This is a genomic window from Fervidicoccus sp. SLHALR4, from assembly GCF_058692745.1.
Genome location: NZ_CP182483.1, coordinates 1030332 through 1051235, shown reverse-complemented (window position 1 = coordinate 1051235; position 20904 = coordinate 1030332). Strand labels below are relative to the sequence as shown.

Sequence of the window (20904 nt, the reverse complement as noted above, 5' to 3'; positions counted from 1 at the left end):
CTTCCATTTTTAAATTTGGTTTCTGAAGATCATAGGGCGGAGTTTTGCTGTGCTTCGCCGCAGCTCAATCCAGTGCTCATTTCGAGCAGAAGCTTCATTATCTCGGCCTTCTCGACCTTTATCGCAAGAGCAGCTGCCAGGGGAAGCGCTGGAGTGAAAGGATAAGAAGCATACCTGTGCTCGGCTGCTCTTCTGAGCTTCTTTCTCAGCGCTCTAATCATTTGAATCTCAGCGCTTTCGCCCTTTCCAGGAGATCCTCCATAAGCCGATATGATATTAGTATAGAGCGTCTGCACGTTGCCGCTCTGGAGAGCTTCCAATATTTCCCTGCCGCTGAGCCTGCATCCCCTCATCCTTGAAATGAGGGATGATGTGTTCTTGCTCCCCTCAATCCTGTAAGCATTTACGGAGGTTATTAAGAACAGGTAGTCCAAATAGCCGCAGACAACATCTAGTACTTCTCTTTTTCTGCTCTGACTCAGCTCGGATGCTTTTGAGCTTAAAAGCTCTTTCAAGTTCGATAGAAAGCTGAGCTGAAGGACTGCTACTCCGCCCCCCTCTTCCATGGATTTTACGGACTTTTCTGCTATCTCTCTAACTTCACCATCGAAGACCTTAGAGAGGATCGCTTTCAACTGTGGAGGGGAGCTGCCGAGAACGAGCGTTCCCTGAGCAATAGAGCTCTTAAATGATTCGTCCTTCAGCCATGATATGGCTGAGAGAGCTCTGTTTACATCTCCCGTCGACTCGAAAATTTTCACTGCAATAATGATTGAGGACAATTTGTCCCAGGAGTCCAAGATCTCTATGAAAGAACCAGCTTCTTCTGGAGAGAGAGAAGCTATTTTATCTATCCTTTCCTGGGCTGCCCTCTCGACTTGATATGCTAGTTCGATTAAGTCTCTGGGAGCGCCTTCGATTTCGTAGCCATGTTCTTTCAGAATTTGCGCCACCTTTGCAGGAGAACCTGCTTCACACATCTCTCTGAGAACCTGCTGATTGAGGAACTTCGGCCTCTGAGAGTACAGCTTGGGGAGAAGATAGGAATATGTTTTCAAGTGTAGCCACCCATGAAGGCTTCCAGAACCTTTTCAACAGCCTTTTCCATGTTGGCCCTTCCCCTTTCTTCAACTTCTTTCAGCCTGGTTCTCTCTCTTTCTTCATATTCATTTCTCAAGCTTTCCTCAGCTTTCGCCTTCTCGCTTTCCAGCTCAGATCTGGCCTTTTCTATGATGCTCTTTGAAATGCTTTCCAGCTCACTCAGCGCTTCTTCAGAAATGGCTATGAGCTCTTCGCCCTTTTTCTTATATTCTGTCAGAAGCAACTCAACCTTTTCTTCGAACTCCACAAAGGCCTTCACGGTGCCCGATGCCCTCTTCATCTTTGAAACAACCACCACTGTTTATTGAAGAGCTGAATGGATTATTGGCCTCACATATCTATAAAAGTTTCTTCGGAAAGAAACTTCAACGGATCTCAGATTTCTTCAGAAAAACCATTATGTATCCGCTGAATGACTTCTGATAGAACTTCGGCCTCAGGGCCTCTCCCTCCCTCTCATAATCTCTCTCAAGCAATTCATATACCTTGTGAGGATGGTATCTTCTCTTCACTTCCTGATCGCTCAAAGTCTTTATCACCTGGTTAGCGCTTGGAACAAAGGCTACTACCCTGGCAGAAGGTGCGAGGGAGCTGTGAATGGCCTTCATTGCTTCCCACGGTTCGGGAAGATCCAGGAAAAAAGCGTGAAAGCCTTTCTGCTCGATTCCCTCTTTCACATCTTTTATTATTATTCTGTCCCGCACATTGAATCCCAAGAGACTCAAGTTTTTCACAGCGATCTCTGCCATGTCCTCCCTCATTTCATAACCCCAGTAGTTCTTCTCGCTTCCTATTGCGCGCAGAATGTGAGCTGTCAGAAACCCTGATCCAACCCCCGATTCGCCAACAGCTGAGCCGAATCCTATCCCTGACTCCATTATCATCATGGATGCTTCCTTCTCGTAGATGACCTGGCTTTTTCTTGAGAATATAGCATAAACAACTTCCGTGAAAGTGGGTTTCTGAACGAAAATTCTGAAACCTGTGGATGTTTCTACTTCGGAGCCCCAGGCTTTTTTCAAGATGTCCTCATGCTTGACTATACCGTATTTTGTGTGAATAGCTCCTCCTCGCTTCAGTGTAACTACCCTCTCTTCACCGCTGGGAAATATCAACAGCGCTCTATCTCCTTCTTCTGGGAATTCCGTACCCACAGACATCCACCCATTTGCAGGGCAATAGATCAAAGTTTTCTCAGGTGATGTGCACTCCAACAGGAGATGATGAATCCCTCCCAAAATATGCCTTTAGAAGCTCTCTGCTGGCATCTTTCAAATGCATCATGGCGTCGATCTCTCTCTCAGACAGCTGCTTGGAAATCTCCTCCCACTCCCTCCCCTGCAGTGCCTTCAATAGCAGGATCGTTTCTTCTTTCTCTTTCAGCTTGATCAATCTCCCCATATCGCTTTCAAAATAGAAAACCGCTATGTCCCACATAATGTCGCTCACAGCCTCATATGTCATCGGCCCGTATACGTATATCCAGAACCTGTCTATGTCTACTGGACTCAGCCTAGGGATCTCTGCCTCTAAACGCTTTATGCTGCGGAGAATCTCTAGGGAAACATCTGCCTCAAGATCCCTGTAGACGTCTCTCAGCCCTTTGACCAGTTTTCTTCTGAGATATTCTTCCCCTTCGCTCACAATTCTCTTCGCTATCTCAGTGAGACCTTTCATAACGATAATTGTGTATTCTCCGCTGACCGGATTCCTATCGGGGCTCATGTGGATTGGCTTGAAGCCGTTCTTGAGCCAGAATGCTAAGAGCTTGCTGTTAACTCCGAATCCGCTGCCGATCCAGTCGACTTTCGATTTCATCTCTTCCTCCAGCTTCTCGAGGGCAAACGAGCCGATCCCCCTTCCTTGGACCTCAGGATGAGTTGCGATTCTGACTATCCTCACTCCTCTCAATTTTCCCATTTCCCAGACTCTTATGTGCTTCAAAACCCTGTCAGGAATTATGTTCCCGGGTATCTTGTTCCCCCGGAGCAGCGTTTCCGTCAGGCCTTCTTCGAGCCCCCCCTCAACAGCTATCTGGAGCGAGCACACAATTTTCTTATTTGTTTTTGTTCTCACCGCTCTTATCATGTGGTGAGGCGCATCGGCAAGCATGGCCAAGTCGTCTGGCTGGTTCCTGTAGTGAGCCAAAACATAGATTCCAAACAGGCTCCTGAGCACCGGCTCCATCTCTTCAGTGAAGAGCTCTTCTGGTTTTAGCTCTATGTACTCGAGCTCCCCCTTTTCTATATCTTCCAAGTCTCTTTCACTGAGCTCTTCCGGCTCGGCATCGAGCAATAGAGCTCTGTAAAGCCACTTTTCTATTGGGTCGTCCTCCCCATATCTTATAGGGGTCTTCATTTCTTGCGAAATGAGCTCTATGTTTTTGGAGCTCTTTATTTCTCCAAGAAATCTGACCGAGAAGCCTCTTCCACCGCCCTCATATCCGTGGAGCGTTGCAGAGAATGCGATTCTATCGTGGGACCTGAGGATTTTCATGAGCAGGGGAACGTGGATGCCTGAAGCTTCGTCTACCGCTACAATGTCGCCTTTCACTTTTGGGACGGCTGCCGGCGGCCAGTATTCTATAGAGAAAAATGGGCCCTGAAGCTCGATGACGTTTCCTCCCTTGATAACGGCATTCACCTTGTATTCGAGAACTTCGGCAGCCTTTTTGGCTAGAGCGAACAGAGACTGAACATTCTGCGGTTCTGGAGAGGTAACGATTATCCTCACTTTATGTTTGACTGATTTGAGAGATTCCGCAATCCCAACCAATCCAATGCCAAGAGCGCATGACTTTCCCCTTCCTCTGTCCGCGGTTATCAGAACAACCTTCTTCCACCCTTTTTTGGGCCTATCGATCAGGGACTCAAGAGCCTGAGCGGCCTTCACCTGGTCTTCAGTTAAAGCTAAACTATACAGCTTTCTGGGGAACCGCATGCTATCGGGGAGAAGCTTTTCAATTTCCTCCTTTCTGCTTGGCTTCTCGATTTTAACGTTCGCAACTTTGATTAGTTTGTCCTCCTGAACATTGTAGATATATGATCCTTCTGCTTTCATGAGTGTATTCATGAACCACCTTATGAAAACATGCCTCGGTTCAGAGTAGCCGGGAACAAGGAGCCTCTGCTTAAATATCGTCAGCTTGTTAGGCCAGTCCTGGAAATCAGGAGTTATGAGAATGACGAGCCCTCCTCCCCTGACAGTTTCTACAAGTCTGCCAACATCGTTTGGCCGAAGGTCATCGGAAAGATCGAGCACCAGCACATCGTAGGTGGTTCCAAGATACTTCTCGCTCTTCTCAAATACGTCGATCTCCCTCTCTTCGCCCGCCTTACGCATCTTGAGGAACAGCCTGAAAACTTCCTTCCTGATCCTCGAATCGTCTGCTTCATCGTGGTATATGTACAGAACTTTGGGTCTTTTTTCGGTTATTTTTTTGTACTCCAGAGAATATTGATGAGCGATGTACCCAGCATAGAAGCCCTGCTTTCCTGGGTCCCCGCCTGAAAGCACTATCAGTCTCCTGTGCCTGCTCTCTATGTACTTCTTGGTGTTCCTTCTTATCCTTCTGGCAAACTTCTTGAGCACTGGAGAAAGCTTCTCGAGCTCTTCAGAAATCCTCTTCTTTGAAAAAAGCTCTATTTCCTTCCTTCCAAGCAAACTGAGTGAGCCCCCGAGTCACATTGCCAGCCTTTTCAGCTGTTTAGCCAGCCTGGAGTACTTCTCAATATCCTCTTTTGAAAGAGAGGGCTGCACCTGCTCCATAGCTTTCAGGAAGTGCCTCATCTCGACAGGGCGCGCCTCAAGCTTCTCCCTGAGGGCAACCATCACAGCTTCCCTGACCAGTGCTTCAAGGTCAGCTCCAGTATATCCCTCAGTCATCTCAGCCAGCTTGGCAAGATCAACGTCCTGAGCAAGGGGGACCTTCCTTGTATGTATCTTCAATATGCTCAATCTGGACTCCTTGTCCGGTGGAGGAATGTAAATCAGCCTATCGAACCTTCCCGGCCTCAGCAGAGCTGGATCGAGTATGTCCGGCCTGTTGGTGGCAGCGATCACTACTACGTTCGACAGAGGCTCTATTCCATCCATTTCTGTGAGCAGTTGGTTGACTATTCTGTCTGTTACACCGCTTGAATCATATCTGAAGCCCCTTGCTGAAGCGATCGAATCTATCTCATCGAAGAACACTATTGTTGGGGCGACCTGCCTTGCCCTCCTGAATATCTCCCTTATAGCCTTCTCGCTCTCCCCGACCCACTTGCTCAGTATTTCCGGACCCCTCACAGCTATGAAGTTGGCCTCGCTCTCTGTAGCAGCAGCCTTAGCCAGCAGCGTCTTCCCAGTACCCGGAGGACCGAAGAGTAATATACCCCTCGGGGGCCTAACTCCCATCTTCTCATATATATCTGGGTACTTCAGAGGCCACTCCACAGCCTCCCTGAGCTGCTGCTTCGCCTCCTCAAGCCCTCCAATATCGCTCCACCTGACGTTAGGGACCTCTACATAGATCTCCCTTATAAGAGAGGGCGGCACATCCTTCATTGCGTTCATGAAGTCGTTCCAGGTCACTTTGAGCTCTTTCAGCACCTCGGGCTTTATCGGCTTGTCTATATCGATCTTCTTCTCTTCGATGAATCTCCTCACAGCGTTCATAGCTGCTTCCTTCACGAGAGCAGCAATATCCGCACCTGTGAAGCCGTGGGTCATTGCTGCAATTTTATCCAGATCCACATCCTCCGCGAGGGGAACGTTTCTGGTGTGGACCAATAGGATTTCCTTTCTCGCCTTAACATCCGGAGGGGCTATTTCGATCTCTCTGTCGAACCTTCCAGGCCTCCTCAGAGCAGGATCTACAGCATTGGGCCTGTTTGTGGCACCGATGACCACAACCTTTCCTCTCTCCTTCAAGCCGTCCATCAGAGTCAGAAGCTGGGCCACTACTCTTCTCTCGACCTCACCTGTGACTTCCTCCCTCTTCGGAGCAATGCTGTCAATTTCATCGATGAAAATGATGGAGGGCGCATTTTCCTGAGCTTGCTGGAATATCTCCCTCAGCCTCTGCTCGCTCTCCCCGTAGAACTTGCTCATTATCTCGGGGCCATTGATAGAAATGAAGTATGCCCCGATTTCGTTTGCGAGGGCCTTCGCGAGCAGAGTTTTTCCTGTACCAGGGGGCCCGTAGAGCAAAACGCCCTTTGGAGGCTCTATTCCAAGATGTTTGAACAGCTCTGGCTGCCTCATTGGAAGCTCCACGATCTCTCTCAGCTTTCTCTTGGCTTCCTCAAGGTCCCCAATGTCTTCCCAGGTCACCTTCGGAACTTCTCCGGCCTCTATAGCTCCCTTTTCCGGCTCCTCTTTCACCACAATCTGAGTTGATGGAGTTACATAGACATTCGCTGTTGGCTGCGTCGATACCACAACCATCGTTATCTCTTCACCAAGCGGATAAAGAGCAATTTGAAGCTTTTCCCCTCTTCTAAGAGGCTTCCCTTCTAGCTTTTCCTTCAATTGCGAAGCTATGCTTTCTTCTAACTCTTCTTTCAGATGTGGGGCAATACTTTCATATATTTCGGGAATCAGCCTCACGTTTTCGGCTGGAGCGAGAACTATCTTGGTTGCTGGGGAAGCTTCGGCTTTCCTTACCACTACAGATTCCCCAACGCTGACTCCAATTGACTTCCTCATGATTCCGTCTATTCTTATTATGTCCGTATCCTCATCCTCTGGATAAGCTGGCCAGACCTGCGCGAGAACGCTGCCCTTCCTCCCTTCGATCTCTATGAAGTCCCCGGTCTCGAGGCCGAGCTTCTTCATCACATTCGTGCTTATTCTTGCTCTCTTCCTCCCAACATCTCTGGACCTCGCCTCAGCAACTACCAACTTGATCTCTTTCTCCATAACCATCTCCTCTAGTAAGATGAAAAACTGTTTTCAGCTTTTCTCATAACAAAATACATCATAAGCATATAATTAGTTACCTCCATCTCTTTATTTATTTTCTCCTTTTCCGCTCTCCTCTTCCAGAGGTTCCACTATCAGAACGGGGCCTTCCTTTGCAATAACAACAACGCCATCTCCAGGCTTTATTTCTCCTCTCCTGCTCCTCGCTCTCCAATATTCTCCCTGCAGCTTTATGTAACCCTCTTTCTCAGGGGAAATAGGATCTATAGCTGTGCCTCTCAATCCTTCCAGCCTCCACTCGAAGGGCTTCTTGCGCCTCACCTTCAGTATTTTGTAGACAATGAAAGCTGTGAAAGCTCCGAAAGCTACTCCTATTCCGTAGGCTGCATAGAGAAAGCTTGTAGCGTACTCTTGACTGAAGGAATAGCCCGCTCCTGTAGGCATCAGAGCTATCCCGAGGACCAGCATTATTATTCCAGTGGCTCCAACTACGCCGAAGCCGGGCAAAACGGCGTGCTCAACGAACAGGAGTATGACACCGAGCAGTATCAAAAGAACAGAGGTGGCGCTTATGCTGTACCCGCTACCTAAAAATCCCAGGAGCATCATCAGCATGCCTATGGGAGTAACGGCGAGGTGGCCTGATATTATGCTGAAGAGGAGAATCATTATTCCCAGAGACAGGAGGAGGGTTGATATCGTTGGATCCGAAAGGGCGTGCACAATGTAGTGCCTGAGCGACATGCTGAAGTACTCGATGCTGGCCCCATATGTATTGAGAGTATAGTTGATTCCAGCGGAAGGTATGTAGACTGCGGTTCCGTTCATCTGTTGCAGTAGAGAATCGAGAGAGGATGCTACGTAATCTATGACGTGGTTTTCAAGCGCAGCATTAGCACCCAAATTCAGGTTTTCGGTGACGAAGAGGTGGATCGCTGTCATGTTTCTCCCCTTATTTCCAGCATGCTCATCCAGAAAAGTCAATATCGGGTTGATTATTTTGGATTCGTTTGTTGGAGTATACTCTCCCGTTGTTGGATTGTACTCTATAGGCTGCATTGATCCTATAATCGTTCCCGGCTGCATTGCTGCTATGTGACAGGAAACAAGTATCATGGTCCCAGCGCTTTCAGCCCATCGGTTTACTACGTAGCCAACAACAGGGACAGTAGAAGAATCTATCATAGTGACTATATTCATTGCAGAATCCAGGAGCCCTCCAGGAGTGTTCAGCTCAATGACGAGAACAGCATTCTGGGATTCGGAGTAAGATATAGCGCTCGAAACGTAGTCTTCCATAGCAGTATCTATTACCCCGGTTATTTGGATGACTACCACCTTCTGCCCTATTGAATGAGTGCTAAGGGGCTGCGCAACTGCTGGAATGCTGAAAAGCTGGAGAGAGAACGAAAGAAGGGTTGCTGCAAAAAATGCTAAAATCGCGAACCTTTTCACTGCTCTTGGGGAACTGGGCATGAGCTCGTGACCTTCACTCTTCCTTCTTCACTTGAAGGCTTTTAGAGAGACCCACAACTGTCCCCAAGCTTTCCGTCCTCGATTCTGGAGTCACAATGATGAGGTTCTTCTCTCTCGCAATCTCTATGAGAGTCTGTAGCTCCCTCAGTCTTATAGCCATGGGATGGCTCTCATAGAATGTAGCCGCTTCTGACATGATGCTTGCGCTCTGCCTCTCTCCTTCCGCCTCAATTATCCTCGCTCTTCTGAACCTTTCAGCCTCTGCCTGCTTGGCCAGGGCTCTAAGCATGGTTTCTGGAAGCTTTACCTCCTTCAGGGTGACTGCTGTGACCTTTATTCCCCATGGGTCGGTGAGCTCGTCCAGAATTGTCTGTATCCTCTTGTTGAGCTCGTCCCTCTTCGATAGGAGATCGTCCAGCTCTACCTGTCCGATGATGTCTCTGAGGGTGGTCTGCGCCAGCATAAGCACAGCATAGGAATAATTCTCCACGGTTACTATGGCCTTGACCGGATCGATGACTTTATAGTAAACAACGGCATCAACTCCAACTGTGACATTATCCCTCGTCACACTCTTCTGCTCCGGTACATCTACGGCAACTATTCTAAGATCAACCTTCAGCAGTCTGTCTACAAACGGGATTATTAGAAACAGCCCGGGTCCCTTTGCTCCCATCAGCCTTCCCAGCCTGAATATCACCGCCCTCTCATATTCTCTGACAACTTTAACTGACATGGAAAGGAGTATGAGAACGAATATGAGAACTAGCACAATGGCGGAAAGGTTGGAAATGAGAGTGCTATACGCATCCATATGCTTCTACCATTATTGTATATGATTTCTCTCATATATAATGGTTCACCATCTTCTATCCATCGCTTTATAGCTTAGATCCTGTTAAAGAGAGAGGCATGAAAAGATAAATGCCGCAAATGATTATATGAAAATGGAGGTTCTGATTTTGGAAGGAAACGAGAGCGAAAGAATGAAGAACGAAATAATAAACCTGATAGATGAGAACAGCAGCAACTGGATAAAGGCTGCATTTTTCTCCGATGAGATGATAGAAGTTATTATGGAGGCTCTCTACTCCAAATGGGAGCAGAGTGGCGAGGCCGGCAGGCCCATCGATTATGCAACTGCGGACCAGCTGAAAATTATGCTTAAAAAAGCCAGGCAGTATGCTTCGATGAAACCTGAAGAAGCGATGAGATTAGTGCTAAAAAGAATGGAAGAGTAGTTGTTTTAAGGTTGGAAAATGCTTCTTATTTTTTCAGCCACCTTTTCTGGAGATATCACATAGACGAACTTTATGTCGTCGACCAGCTTCTTGGGAATGGACTTCTCCAGATCTGCGTTGTCGGTTATCAGTACTCCCTTCTTTTCACTATCCACAAGCATCAACGCGAAGTTGAGGAATTCTATATTGCTCTCGAACCCCTTCTTTCCAACAATGATCTTCACCAGATAGCTTTCGCCTTTAACCTCCATTATAGCATCAGGCTGGTACTGCATGCCGCTTCTTCCCAAGACTGCTTTGCCAAAAGAAACGAGGAATCCTGCTTTGTTCAGCTCTTCAAGGTACCTGCTCTTCTGCTGCTCTCCCAGTCCTCCAATTGCTACAGAAAAGTTCAAGAGATTGTTCAACGTTTGGAGCGCTGAATATGCCATCATACCTGCTGAAGTTAGTTTGACGAGCTTCTGCTTTCCAATCGTAACTTCCGTTATCAGCCCTCCCCTTTCGAGAATGTTCAAATATTTCTGGAGCATTTTTGAATTCAAGTTTGTTCTATACATGAGGTGCGTTTTCTTTATTCCCTGCTCTCCTCCGGAAACAATTACGCTCATCATTTCATATATGATCTCGGTATCTGTTCTGTACTTCCTTTCATCTTTTGCTATATCTGAAATAGCGCATCAACCCCCTTTTTCCTTATTTTCTTTTTCATATATATCATTAGGTCATTATATATGTTTCTTTTTGCTGAATGTTCTTTGACCATTCCGAGGAAATACCCGTAAAAAGCAGAAGAAAAAGCAATGGGAATTTTCACAGCTCTAAAAATTTGAGCTGTTTCAGAACGTAGCTCCTTATATCTTCAAGGCTTTTCTGCTGAGCGATGATCCTCCCTCCTTCCATCTGCTTCACCAGCATAGGAGAGGGAGAGCTGCCATCTTTGCATGAAGGTGGAGGAGAATTCCAGGGGACCATGTAGCGTTCCACTGGTGAGCAGACATAGAGTTGCTTAGCACCCGGAAGCTTTCCTCTCTTGCTCCTCGGAACCCAGGAGCCGTTCTCCTCAACCTCAACTATATCCATGCTTATATCAATGCTCGGAGGGAAAGCTATAGAGGTTCCAACACCGAATCCGTCGGCCACATCTCTCAGCTTCAAAATATCCTCTTCATCGAGACCTCCGCTGATGATTATCTTCACATGTTTGAATCCCTCCAGGTCGAGGGCCCACCTGACTTCTTCTGCTATTTTTTTCATGTCTCCCCTTCTTGATCCAGGAGTATCTAGCCTCACTCCCTGCAGTTTTTTGCCCAGCGTCCTTGCCGCCAGAACTGCTTCAGCTCTCTCATCCCAAAAAGTATCCACGAGCATTATTCGAGGGACAGAGGGATCCATGTGCTTGTCGAAGCTTATCCACGCCTTCGATTGATCGTTGAAAACTATTATCAGGCTGTGAGGCATTGTTCCAGTTGGCTCCAGATTGTTGTACTTTCGGGACAGAACTCCGCTCACGGCATCGACGCCGCCCATGTAGGCTGCCCTATCTGCCATCGGCGCAAGGGCCGGATGAATGCTCCTCAAGCCGAAGAAGAGCAGGGTTTTATCCCCAGCTGCAACCCTCATCCTAGCTGCCCTCGATGTTATGGAAGAGTAGTGTCTGAGGATTCCCAAAACAATGGATTCCATTTCGGCAAAATTATAGTACCTCCCTTCTATCATCATGAGGGGTTCTCGCTCGAAGAAGACTGTTCCCTCCGGCAACGAGTAGATATCTACATTCCTGCCTTCCATTACGTAGAGGGCTTCCTCCAGGCCGCTGAAAACCGCCCACTTATAGCCGGGAGGAAGGCCGTAAACGTGAAACTCTGCTCTCACTCTCAGATCTTTCATGTTCTCTTTCTCGAGGATGGTTTTAACTCTTGTAAAGTAAACGTCGGTTGCTTCCCCGCTTTTGATTTCGCTTTCCTTTGCAATATAAAGTGGCAAGTTGAACACCTTTTGCTTATCTTGAACAGAGAATTAGCCTCACCAAAATAAAAAACATTCCTTTATACAATTATTTTTGAGAGAACGCAAAAATCAAAGCTTAATGAAAACTGCTAGATTCTTTTTCTTTCAATGCTATTCGTTCATTGCTTCAGTACTTTTTCTTGAGAAAGAACCACGGCCCATGAATTCTCTCAGACTTGCATCTGGGGCATCTGGAAGGCCTCTTTACCTTATCCCTCTCCCGAAATTCATAGCCGCAAGATGAGCACCTTGCAGGGATCATCTCTATGATTTCGGAGCCTCCGCTCCTTCTTTTAACGCTCTTCATCAAAAACTCGAGGTCTATCTCAATTGATTTTACTTCATCTCTTCTCAGTCCCAGCATCGATGCAATATCCTCAGCTGTGACAGGCTCTCTCAGCTGGCTGAGAAGGTCGTATATTTTTTCTCTCCTGGTCATGAAGTCTTTGCTCAAGGATCACAGCTCTTCTGGAGCTATGAATAATATCTTATCGAGCGAGTCTCTCGGTCCGTGAATTCTTCATCCCGCTTTGGGGTCAGCTCGCTGATTTCCGATCATCCTCGCTTTGACCCGTTCTGAAGTTATACCTCCTCACGGGGAGGTTGAGGAAGCTCGCAGCTTTCTTCACAGCCCAAGCATAGTTGCTGTCTCCTTCGCATCTCCTAATTTTCAGTTTATTATACTTTGTTCGGAGGAGGATCCTTCCGCTGCCGTCGAGAACTTCCAGATATCCTTTAACTCTCCCTCTCAGGTTTCTCACCAGGCTCACTTTCACTATCACTTCATCTTCTTTGTTTTTTTTCGGCACTACAACATAAGCTTCACCGCTTCTGTAGAGCGTTTCTGCTCTTCTCTTTTCTTCCCCTTCGATTTCCCTGACTTCGCTCCTGCTGATGTAAAATGCGTTTTCGTAGTAGGCATGCTTTCCGCTTTTGCTTCTTGACCTCTCCTTTCTGAGCATCAGCTCCATGCGGCTCCCCTAACTGATTACCAAAACTCCATCCTTCAGCTTCGCTTCACTAAATTTTTCTACTACAATGGAAACTCTGTAGGAATAAATCGATGTGGTGATGCTGATCTCTCCCTTAATCTTCAGCTGCCTGACTTCCTCTTCCTTGCTTCCGAAGACTTTTCTATTTATCAGCTTCCCTCCGTCCTCTGAATACTCTGAAACTTCCACAGTCAATGAATTTCCGTCACATGAAATATCGAGAATTGCTGTGGACATAGCCGCATATCCCCTTCATATGAGCTTTATCTCTTTTAATACCATCGGCAACAAGTAATAACCCTTTTCGATTATCCCGTAGCTACCTCTCCTGCACTCGATCTCATTGAAAGAACTTATCCTATCGCTGATGACATTGGGATAGTAAACAAGAAACGGGACAGGAGCGTCACTGTGGGCCTTGAGCTGGCAGGGAGTAGCGTGATCCGATGTTATTAACATTGCGATATCATCTGATTCGACTCTTTCCAAAACTCTTCCCAAATAGTATTCGTCAATGTCTTCTATTATGCTCGCTTTGAGCTCCAAGTTTCCATCGTGGCCCGGCTCATCGGGTCCTTTGAGGTGGACATATACTACATCGGAGCGTTCCAGCGCTTCAAGAGTTTTCTCTGCCCTGAACTCATATTCCCTCTTTCTGTCCTTTCCTTCGGGAGGGGGAAGCTCCACTACATCCATGCCGCTGGCCCTGGAGATCCCTATTTCAACAGGCATTTCTACCAAAGATGTAAATCTCAGGTTTCCGAAACGCGAAGAAATCTTCGGCAGATCAGGCCTCTTTCCTCCAGCATCTCTCAGCAGAACCGCATTAGCTGGTGGGAGTCCGCGCTCCTTCCTCTTCAAATTGACCGGATGAGGGTCGAGGATTTCAACTGCTCTCCTCGTGAATTCATTAACTAGCTCACATGTCCTCCTGTCTTCCTCTCTATCTGTCAGGGGGGTGCAGGGAGCAATCTTGCTTTCAAAGCTCTTGAGGGATATGGAGATTTTCCCTTTCCTCAAATATCCTGGATCTGTATTCCCCACTTCGTCTCCTAGCATTTGAGCATCGCTTCCAATGACTACCACGACTCTGTGCCCGACAGTGTGCTTTACCCTGACATAGCCGTTTTTCAGTCTCATACCATCGAGTGTAGCAGCGAGCTCCTTCCCTTCTTCAGCGCTGAGTATTCTTCCAGCCCTCCTGTCTATTATGGCATAGCTGTTTGGATCGACTGTAGCAAAGTTCCCTCTGAACGCGACTTCCTTTCCCTCTGTTATCGACAAACCTACTCCCAAAGCCTCTATGGGTCCTCTTCCCGGATAGTATTTTTCCGGGTCATACCCGAGAAGGGACAAAACTGCGGCATCGCTCTCAGGAGGTATACCTTTCCCAATCGTGTACATCAACCCGCACTTGCTCTTTTTTGCAATCCTGTCTAAATTTGGCTTCTCGGCCACCATGTAAGCTGTTTTCCCGAGAGAGGGATCCCCCGCTGCCCCATCGAGAACCAGGTAGATCAATTTCATCGTTCATTACCTTTGCTTTCAATTGCCAGTATGCTTTGTTATTACCTTTCATCGAAATATAAATATTCGATTTGTTTGCGCAAAATCTTTAGTCGTCATAATTGTGCTAGATAATTTTTGGAAAATATTTTTCATAGACATATTGAGGATTATCTCTCAGAATCTTCACAGCATCGGGAAGATGAGACATCAACTCTTCTGGAGTTATGCCGTCTTCTCCCATTTCACTAGCTGCAATATCTCCAGCCAATCCGTGGACAAGGACACCCATTCTGGTTGAGCTCCCGAGATCTCTGAGACCTATCCCGTACATGGCTGCAATTGTTCCAGTCAGGACATCCCCCATTCCCGCTTTTGCCATTCCCGGATTTCCAGTCAAATTTACGAAGATCTGCCCGTCGGGATAGCATATCAGAGAGTGGGCCCCTTTCAGAACTACATAGCTGTTCAGTTCAGCGCAGGTCTTCCTCAGGATTTCCACCGGATCCTCGGCGATCTCATTGATGCTCTTCTTCACGAGCCTTGAGAACTCTCCCATGTGGGGTGTGAGAACTGTAGCTGCTTTCCTCCTCTTCAATATCTCGAGATCCTGCGAGACCGCGGTTATCCCGTCTCCATCTACTATGACTGGTTTTTTGAGTTCCTCAATTAGTCTTCTGATGAGCTCCTGCGTCTCGCTGTTCAATGACATCCCAGGCCCCACAGCGACGATGTCTATATCCTGCTCTTCCACAAGAGAAAGAATTTTGTCTAAATTCGAGAGCGAAATCGTCCCCTCATCGGTTTCCTCGAGAGGAATGTAGACTATCTCTCTTCCGATGGAAGCTGTTGAGGGGATAATTGACTTTGGGGCCGCTAATCTTGAATATCCTCCTCCCGACTTCAAAAAGGAGAAGGCAGTATAGAAGGGAGCGCCGAAGTAGAATCTGGCTCCGGAAACGGCAAGAAACTTACCGAAATTGCCCTTGTGCCCCCATTTTATTCTCTCTGGCAACGGGAGCGGATAGTTGAGCTCGGTTTTTATCTCATCGGAGGTGAGAAGTGAGGGAGGATATGAAAGCTTGGAAACGAACAGCTTTCCTCCGTAGTAATAGCCTGGGTAAAGGATGTTGCCGTATTTTGGCAGACCGAACGTCACCGTGTAGTCCGATCTCACAGCAACTCCTCTGACCTTTCCATTTTTCCCGCTTACGCCAGAAGGTATGTCAACGCTCACCGTCAGTTTTCCCATCTCATTCACAATCTCGATCGCCCTTCTCCTTATTCCAGTAACTTCTCCGGTGAGACCTGTACCTATCAGTCCAACTATGAAAACGTCGCAGTCAGAGGCTTCTCTCTTCAGCGATTCGATTCTGTCCTCATCATCATACACTTCTACGTGAGCGTCCATCCTTCTCAATAGCTCATAGTTCCGGGAAGCTGGCTCAGAGAATTTGCTGGGTTCACCAACTACATAGATCTTTGTCTCTGCCCCCGCAGCAATCAGCCTCCTGGCGGCAACAAGAGCATCCCCTCCGTTGTTTCCGGTTCCTGCAAAAACGCAGAATTTCTTGCTGTTCAAGCCTATTTCGCTAACGATTAAATGGAAAATGGCTGCACCGGCATTTTCCATCAGTATCTCGGGAGGTATCCCGAAAGACCTCGATGCTCGCTCATCTATTCTTCTCATCTCCTCTGGGCTGCAAACCTTCAATGAAAACGTCTTTTCATTGATCATTTTGTTTCAATCCTCAGATCGAGGCCCATCTTCTGAACAGCCCTCTTTATTCTCTTGAGCCTCTTGGTAAGCAGCCTCGCCTCTTCAGGGGGGATCCTCAGAACAACGACCCCATTGTTTATCTCAACTTCGGCATTGGGGGCAAGCGTTTCAAGCTGCCTGAGAAGTCTTTGATTTTCGGTTTTCTTTCCTCTCTTTATCGGGACAACGACCGTCTGCTCTCCAAATGTGTATATCTCATACTCGAGGTCCCCGGTCAAGAAGTCCCTGACCTCAACGACAGGCCTCGAGAGATCAGCCTCTTTAAGTCCGGTGGGGAGCTTCACCGTGATCGCTACTTCGTAGACCTTCGATATTTCTCCCTTATCAATGAAAATGACTGTGTCAATTATGCTTGGGATGACACCGAGCTCTACCCTGCCAATGAATCTCTGTATCGCGTCGATTGGAGATGTAGCATGCATGACTCCTACCATCCCAATCCCAGCCAGCCTGAGATCCACGTAGAGCTTGAAGTCATCATCTCCCCTCAACTCATCGAAGAATGTGTAGTCCGGCCTGCTGAGGAGCATTATATCGTGGAGCTCGTCCTTTTCGGCGAAGTTCTTGCTGTACTGGACAATTTGGGGAGACAGCCTCATATCGCGGGGGGATTCTATTGTGTTGACTACCTTTCCTTCGGCCAAATAGAATTCTGCCAAAGCCTGCGCAAACGTTGTTTTTCCCATTCCAGGGGCTCCCGCTATGAGGATCCCTTCTGCCTTCTTCCTGAATCTCTCCAGTAGCTTCTCTGGAAGCTTGTAATCTTCCAGCTTGAGCTTAATAATCGGCCTGACGGCAGTTATCATCCACTTGCTGCTGAAAGGAGGCCTCGCTATGACAATCCTGTACGAACCCAGCTGAACGATCGTGCTTCCTTTTCTGTCTATTTCGACGAAGCTGTCCTCTCTCAATTTTGCCGCTTCAATTATTTCGTCAAATATGCTCTGCATCTCGTTTCTTGTCAAGATTTTATTGCCGATCTTTTCATATGTCCAGCTCCCAGGCTTTCCTTTCTTGGCCATTGGATAGTTGTCCTCAATGAGATGGACGCTCATTGTGCTCTCATCGAAAAAGCCTTCAATCTTGAGAGGGGCCGCCCCCTTTTCAGTATAAAACAGCACCTTGATTCCCACGGATTCAGCTAGGTCTGCCGATATTCTATCGCCCGTTACGAGAATCCCTTCTCTCTGAAGGGCTAATTCCCTAGCTAAGCTCGACAGAAGAGATGGGTCGTCTAAGGGGAAAAGTCTTTGTGGCTGGGCGACCTCTATGCTGATCGTCCTCTTCTCAGCAAAATCCTTCAGCTTCTTCAGCTCCACCAGTCCAGCAATCCCGACAGCTTTTCCTTCGTTGGCCTCCTTTTCTATCACCGTCAAGATAGGGGAGGGTATGAGTATAACTGACTCTTTCTCAACATAGCCCATTTGAATCATCTTGCTAACTATACCTTGTACCAGAGCTGGGTAGTCAGCTATGTAATATCGCATTGGAGCTCCTTGAGGAGTGAAAAGATTGAATGACATTTCTTCTCATGCACCTTTCAAAATCAATGGGCGAGATTCTTTCCCTGTTTGACTGTCATTTAAAAATTTTTACATAGAAGCCTTAATAATTTTCTTGCTCCAATGAGCTGTTTCCCCCGAGGCGCTGATCCTAATCATTTCACACGTATTCATGACAGCGTCTATAGAGTCCCGCCTCACCCAGAGGCTCGCCTAGCTCATCCCATAGGTTCATGGGTGTCTGTCGAACACAACAGAAAAGGACTCCCCTCTGGGATACCCTCAGCGGACACTTGAGCAAATACTGCGCATCGGTGCTACATACTGCTAGACTCATCAGAACATCGACACATACAATCTTCACTGCAAACAAAAAACATGCCATGTCCCATTAACGGCAACAAAAATATAACCTAAACTGAAAAGAAAATCTAGCGCAAGAATATCGAGTTTTGAGGTCCTCGGGCTTGAATTGGGAGACCAGTGGGGGCGAAAGTTTCACTTACCTCAGGATCACCCTGGACCCTGGAGACGAGGTCGCAGTGGAGCCTGGAAGCTTTCTCCTTGGAAGGGGAAACTATGAGATTGAGACGAAGAGCGGGGGCATCATCAAGGGGATCTCGAGAGCGATCTTTGGTGGTGAATCCTTCTTCCTTAACCATTTAAGAGCTATAGGGAGAAGCGAGATCTTCATAGCTCCATCGTTGCCAGGAGATATCAGGTACTTACCATTACAAGGCAACGGCAACATCGTCATAAAGGATTCTTCATTCTTAGCTTACCATGGAAACGTGGATCTCGATGTAGTATGGAGAGGTGTAACGGGAGCTGTAGCGGGAAGCGGGTTCATCTGGCTGAAAGCATCAGGCACGGGTGGAGTTTGGGTATCCTCATTTGGCGCCATCGAAGAAATTGCCCTTGATGGGACTGAAAGCGTCCTGATAGACAACGACCACATAGTTGCATTCGACAGCGAGTTGCATTGGAAGATAAGAAAATTTGGAGGGATCAAGTCTTTCCTCTTCGGAGGAGAGGGGTTCCTGATTGAATTCACAGGAAGAGGCAGAGTCCTGATACAGTCCAGAAATCTCAGAGCTCTAGCATCAGCAATGATTCCTTTTATGGGAAAGAGGAGCTAAGAGCATGAAAAAGCTATCTGCCTATCTTGAAATAATCAGAGTCCCAAACTCAATTATGATGGGTGTAGCTGTTCTCGTAGGAATCCTCATAAGCGATCCCGGTTACTTGCTTCATGGAGAGTCACTGCTGAGAGTTGCTTTCGGATTCTTAACTGGATTCTTCCTCACAGCATCGTCTATGGTTCTCAACGACTATGTTGACAGAGAAATAGATGCCATTAATGAACCTGAGAGGCCTATCCCCAGCGGAAAAATCCATCCCAATGAGGCATTTATCTACGGAATAGCATTAGGTATTCTGGGACTCTTCTTCTCTGTGCGGACCGGGATCTACACCTTCATATTGGCCTCGCTGACCTTTCTCATTGCCATACTTTACAACTTCAGATTGAAGAAGTTCGGCTTGCTGGGGAACATGTGCGTTGCTTACACGGTCTCTGTACCTCTGCTCTACGGATCTCTCCTATCGAACAGCTTAAGCGAAAAGATTCTCCTCTATTCGGCTATGATCTTCCTCTCAATAGTAGGCCGAGAGATAACGAAGGGAATAAGCGATATAGAAGGCGATTCAAGAAAAGGCGTGAAAACGCTCGCTGTCAGGTATGGGGAGAAGAACGCTTCTTACGCGGCTCTCTCTTTCTTTGTTGCAGCAGTTCTTCTGTCATTCATCCCTCCGATGACTGGCATGGCAAACTTGTGGTATACAGCTCTTGTTTCAATAACAGATGCTCTGCTGGTTTTGCTATCGCTGCAGTTGGTCAGAGAACCCACTAGACGCAATGCAAAGAAAGTCAAGAACAGGGTTCTAGTTGCTATGGCAATAGGTTTAGCCGCCTTTGCGCTTAGCTCTTTATAACTTTTTTCATCCCTATATACTAATCAATAAAGAACTTTACTGTTCGCTTAAAATTCTCTGCCATTACTATATTAGTGAATACATTAAATGGATGTCTAGAAAGCTGGGGGTTAGACCGGGGGTCATGTATAGAGAGGATGAATACAACAAGAGCGTGAGGAGAATCGCATACCAAATACATACATAATTTATTATGGAAGCTTCGCGAATGCTATGAGAGCGCACTTCGAGCTCAAGCAATACAACCTCATAGAGTACGATGAAGACATATACGTCGTAGAAATAATACGCTACATTGAGGGAGATTTAGGGGTTAGGATATGGGATGAAAATAGGGAAAAAACCAATTACAGAAGAGAACATTAAAGATAAGCCTGTAAAGCATGTAGAAGTGAAATCAGCGTTCCCGTACGGACACGAGGACTCGAAAAACGAGGAAACATGTTTCAATAGGCCGGTAGGGCTCTACTAGATTCAATACTTCATAAGTATTCTCAATGTATTTTCCTTCTCTAATGGTGGAAAAACCTTTGCTGTTACTCTTAGTTTTTATCTTGTTTGACTCATGGTAGCGATGATTCTTAATAGCTCCTTCTCCATGGAGTCTACATCGTTCTCGCTGGTGAATCGCTTAAGTCCCCTCAAGAAGTCGTCGTCATGGCTGGGGTTCCAATTAATAGTGGATTAACTTTTGCATCAATACGTACTTGAGCTGGTCTTCGTTAACCATATCTATAAAGTACTTGTTTATCCTTATAATTCTTTTCTTTAACTATATTGAAGCTTGAAGCTACTTTACGCTTCATAGAGTATAGCACGATTTTGAAGTCGGCGTCAATACCGAGAATCTTCTTGACATCGCTATGAACGTTGTTGACCTCTCTCTCCACGTCTTCCCTTGTTTCCTGTAATCTCCCACACTGGTATTTCTGGATAGTTGTTAGATATACCCCATATGATATTATTCCTCCTGAATACTCGCTCTCCTTGATTACCTTTATCCTCTCATGGAGCTCTTCAATACTCTCAATCTTCTTAAACAGAATTCCAAACTTAGGCTCCTCAATACTTGAAAGCACTCTCTCATGCTACTCCTCTAGGTCGCTTCTATCAACTATGATGAAGACTACAGGACTCTTATCACAGTATTCGTCGAGGAAGTAGTTAGCTATAAAGAACATAGTATATGTATCACCACTACCAAGCCAGTGCAGTATCAAACAGAACTCTACTCGAAGGGCTCTAAGAGCCTCATCAAGATGCTTGTAAATCAAATTCTCACCTGTATGGTTACCAGAACTACGAATTTATATGGGTAGAGTGAGGACTGAAAACTACAATGCTCTCTCTTGGTGTACAGTAATCTAGCGAAGCAATTTTTCACAGCTAACACTACA

Annotated in this window: 21 protein-coding genes; 4 read left to right on the top strand and 17 right to left on the bottom strand. The window is 46.8% G+C overall.

Translation table 11 applies throughout. The features are described 5' to 3' along the window. Positions 1–29: 29 nt before the first annotated feature. The 7 genes from ACLGLO_RS05680 to ACLGLO_RS05650 form a co-directional block, all read right to left on the bottom strand. The gene (locus tag ACLGLO_RS05680) at positions 30–1058 is read right to left on the bottom strand and encodes a V-type ATPase subunit (RefSeq protein WP_492127949.1); all 1029 of its coding nucleotides are present in this window, start codon (positions 1056–1058) and stop codon (positions 30–32) included. Continuing rightward, on the bottom strand, positions 1055–1381 hold the full coding sequence (locus ACLGLO_RS05675) for a hypothetical protein (RefSeq protein ID WP_492127948.1): 327 nt from the start codon (positions 1379–1381) through the stop codon (positions 1055–1057). Before ACLGLO_RS05675 ends, ACLGLO_RS05680 begins: the two co-directional genes overlap by 4 nt. An 85-nt stretch (positions 1382–1466) precedes the next feature. Beyond that, a complete protein-coding gene (locus ACLGLO_RS05670; RefSeq protein ID WP_492127947.1) occupies positions 1467–2255 on the bottom strand; it encodes a tRNA (adenine-N1)-methyltransferase in 789 nt (262 codons plus the stop codon). A gap of 40 nt (positions 2256–2295) precedes the next feature. Next, a complete protein-coding gene (locus tag ACLGLO_RS05665; protein ID WP_492127946.1) occupies positions 2296–4764 on the bottom strand; it encodes a tRNA(Met) cytidine acetyltransferase TmcA in 2469 nt (822 codons plus the stop codon). A gap of 18 nt (positions 4765–4782) precedes the next feature. Continuing rightward, the gene (locus ACLGLO_RS05660; protein WP_492127945.1) at positions 4783–7005 is read right to left on the bottom strand and encodes a CDC48 family AAA ATPase; all 2223 of its coding nucleotides are present in this window, start codon (positions 7003–7005) and stop codon (positions 4783–4785) included. A 90-nt stretch (positions 7006–7095) separates the two neighbouring features. Beyond that, a complete protein-coding gene (locus ACLGLO_RS05655; RefSeq protein WP_492127944.1) occupies positions 7096–8484 on the bottom strand; it encodes an NfeD family protein in 1389 nt (462 codons plus the stop codon). Between the two features lie 13 nt (positions 8485–8497). Beyond that, the gene (locus ACLGLO_RS05650) at positions 8498–9298 is read right to left on the bottom strand and encodes a slipin family protein (RefSeq protein WP_492127943.1); all 801 of its coding nucleotides are present in this window, start codon (positions 9296–9298) and stop codon (positions 8498–8500) included. A gap of 148 nt (positions 9299–9446) precedes the next feature. Between ACLGLO_RS05650 and ACLGLO_RS05645 the strand changes: the two genes are divergently transcribed. Next, positions 9447–9725 carry a hypothetical protein gene (locus tag ACLGLO_RS05645; protein WP_492127942.1) on the top strand — a complete coding sequence of 93 codons (279 nt, stop codon included), beginning with the start codon at positions 9447–9449 and terminating at the stop codon, positions 9723–9725. Positions 9726–9730: 5 nt separating this feature from the next. Here the strand turns inward: ACLGLO_RS05645 and ACLGLO_RS05640 are convergent, their stop codons facing one another. From ACLGLO_RS05640 to ACLGLO_RS05605, 8 genes are all read right to left on the bottom strand, one after another. Next, positions 9731–10387 (bottom strand): winged helix-turn-helix domain-containing protein, encoded by a 657-nt coding sequence (locus ACLGLO_RS05640; RefSeq protein WP_492129148.1) that lies wholly within the window; start codon positions 10385–10387, stop codon positions 9731–9733. Between the two features lie 148 nt (positions 10388–10535). Beyond that, positions 10536–11708, bottom strand: a complete 1173-nt coding sequence (locus ACLGLO_RS05635; protein WP_492127941.1) for a nicotinate phosphoribosyltransferase — start codon at positions 11706–11708, stop codon at positions 10536–10538. A gap of 151 nt (positions 11709–11859) precedes the next feature. Then, a complete protein-coding gene (locus tag ACLGLO_RS05630) occupies positions 11860–12186 on the bottom strand; it encodes a transcriptional regulator (RefSeq protein WP_492127940.1) in 327 nt (108 codons plus the stop codon). Positions 12187–12268: 82 nt separating this feature from the next. After that, on the bottom strand, positions 12269–12703 hold the full coding sequence (locus ACLGLO_RS05625) for a hypothetical protein (protein ID WP_492127939.1): 435 nt from the start codon (positions 12701–12703) through the stop codon (positions 12269–12271). Between the two features lie 9 nt (positions 12704–12712). Beyond that, complete coding sequence (locus tag ACLGLO_RS05620) at positions 12713–12961, bottom strand: hypothetical protein (protein ID WP_492127938.1); 249 nt, start codon at positions 12959–12961, stop codon at positions 12713–12715. A gap of 15 nt (positions 12962–12976) precedes the next feature. Then, positions 12977–14251 (bottom strand): BPG-independent phosphoglycerate mutase family protein, encoded by a 1275-nt coding sequence (locus ACLGLO_RS05615; RefSeq protein ID WP_492127937.1) that lies wholly within the window; start codon positions 14249–14251, stop codon positions 12977–12979. A gap of 106 nt (positions 14252–14357) precedes the next feature. Next, entirely contained in the window at positions 14358–15944 is a 1587-nt protein-coding gene (locus ACLGLO_RS05610) for an NAD(P)H-hydrate dehydratase (protein ID WP_492127936.1), read from the bottom strand. Between the two features lie 20 nt (positions 15945–15964). Beyond that, a complete protein-coding gene (locus ACLGLO_RS05605; protein ID WP_492127935.1) occupies positions 15965–17533 on the bottom strand; it encodes an ATPase in 1569 nt (522 codons plus the stop codon). A 446-nt stretch (positions 17534–17979) separates the two neighbouring features. Between ACLGLO_RS05605 and ACLGLO_RS05600 the strand changes: the two genes are divergently transcribed. From ACLGLO_RS05600 to ACLGLO_RS05590, 3 genes are all read left to right on the top strand, one after another. Then, entirely contained in the window at positions 17980–18651 is a 672-nt protein-coding gene (locus tag ACLGLO_RS05600; protein WP_492127934.1) for a TIGR00266 family protein, read from the top strand. 4 nt (positions 18652–18655) lie between these two features. Beyond that, the gene (locus ACLGLO_RS05595) at positions 18656–19507 is read left to right on the top strand and encodes a UbiA family prenyltransferase (RefSeq protein WP_492127933.1); all 852 of its coding nucleotides are present in this window, start codon (positions 18656–18658) and stop codon (positions 19505–19507) included. Positions 19508–19720: 213 nt separating this feature from the next. Next, positions 19721–19873, top strand: coding sequence for a hypothetical protein (locus ACLGLO_RS05590; RefSeq protein WP_492127932.1), 153 nt, complete (start codon positions 19721–19723; stop codon positions 19871–19873). A 356-nt stretch (positions 19874–20229) separates the two neighbouring features. On the opposite strand, the gene ACLGLO_RS05585 is transcribed toward ACLGLO_RS05590, so the two are convergent. Continuing rightward, a complete protein-coding gene (locus ACLGLO_RS05585; RefSeq protein WP_492127931.1) occupies positions 20230–20586 on the bottom strand; it encodes a hypothetical protein in 357 nt (118 codons plus the stop codon). Between the two features lie 9 nt (positions 20587–20595). Continuing rightward, positions 20596–20727, bottom strand: coding sequence for a hypothetical protein (locus tag ACLGLO_RS05580; protein WP_492127930.1), 132 nt, complete (start codon positions 20725–20727; stop codon positions 20596–20598). Between the last annotated feature and the right edge of the window lie 177 nt (positions 20728–20904).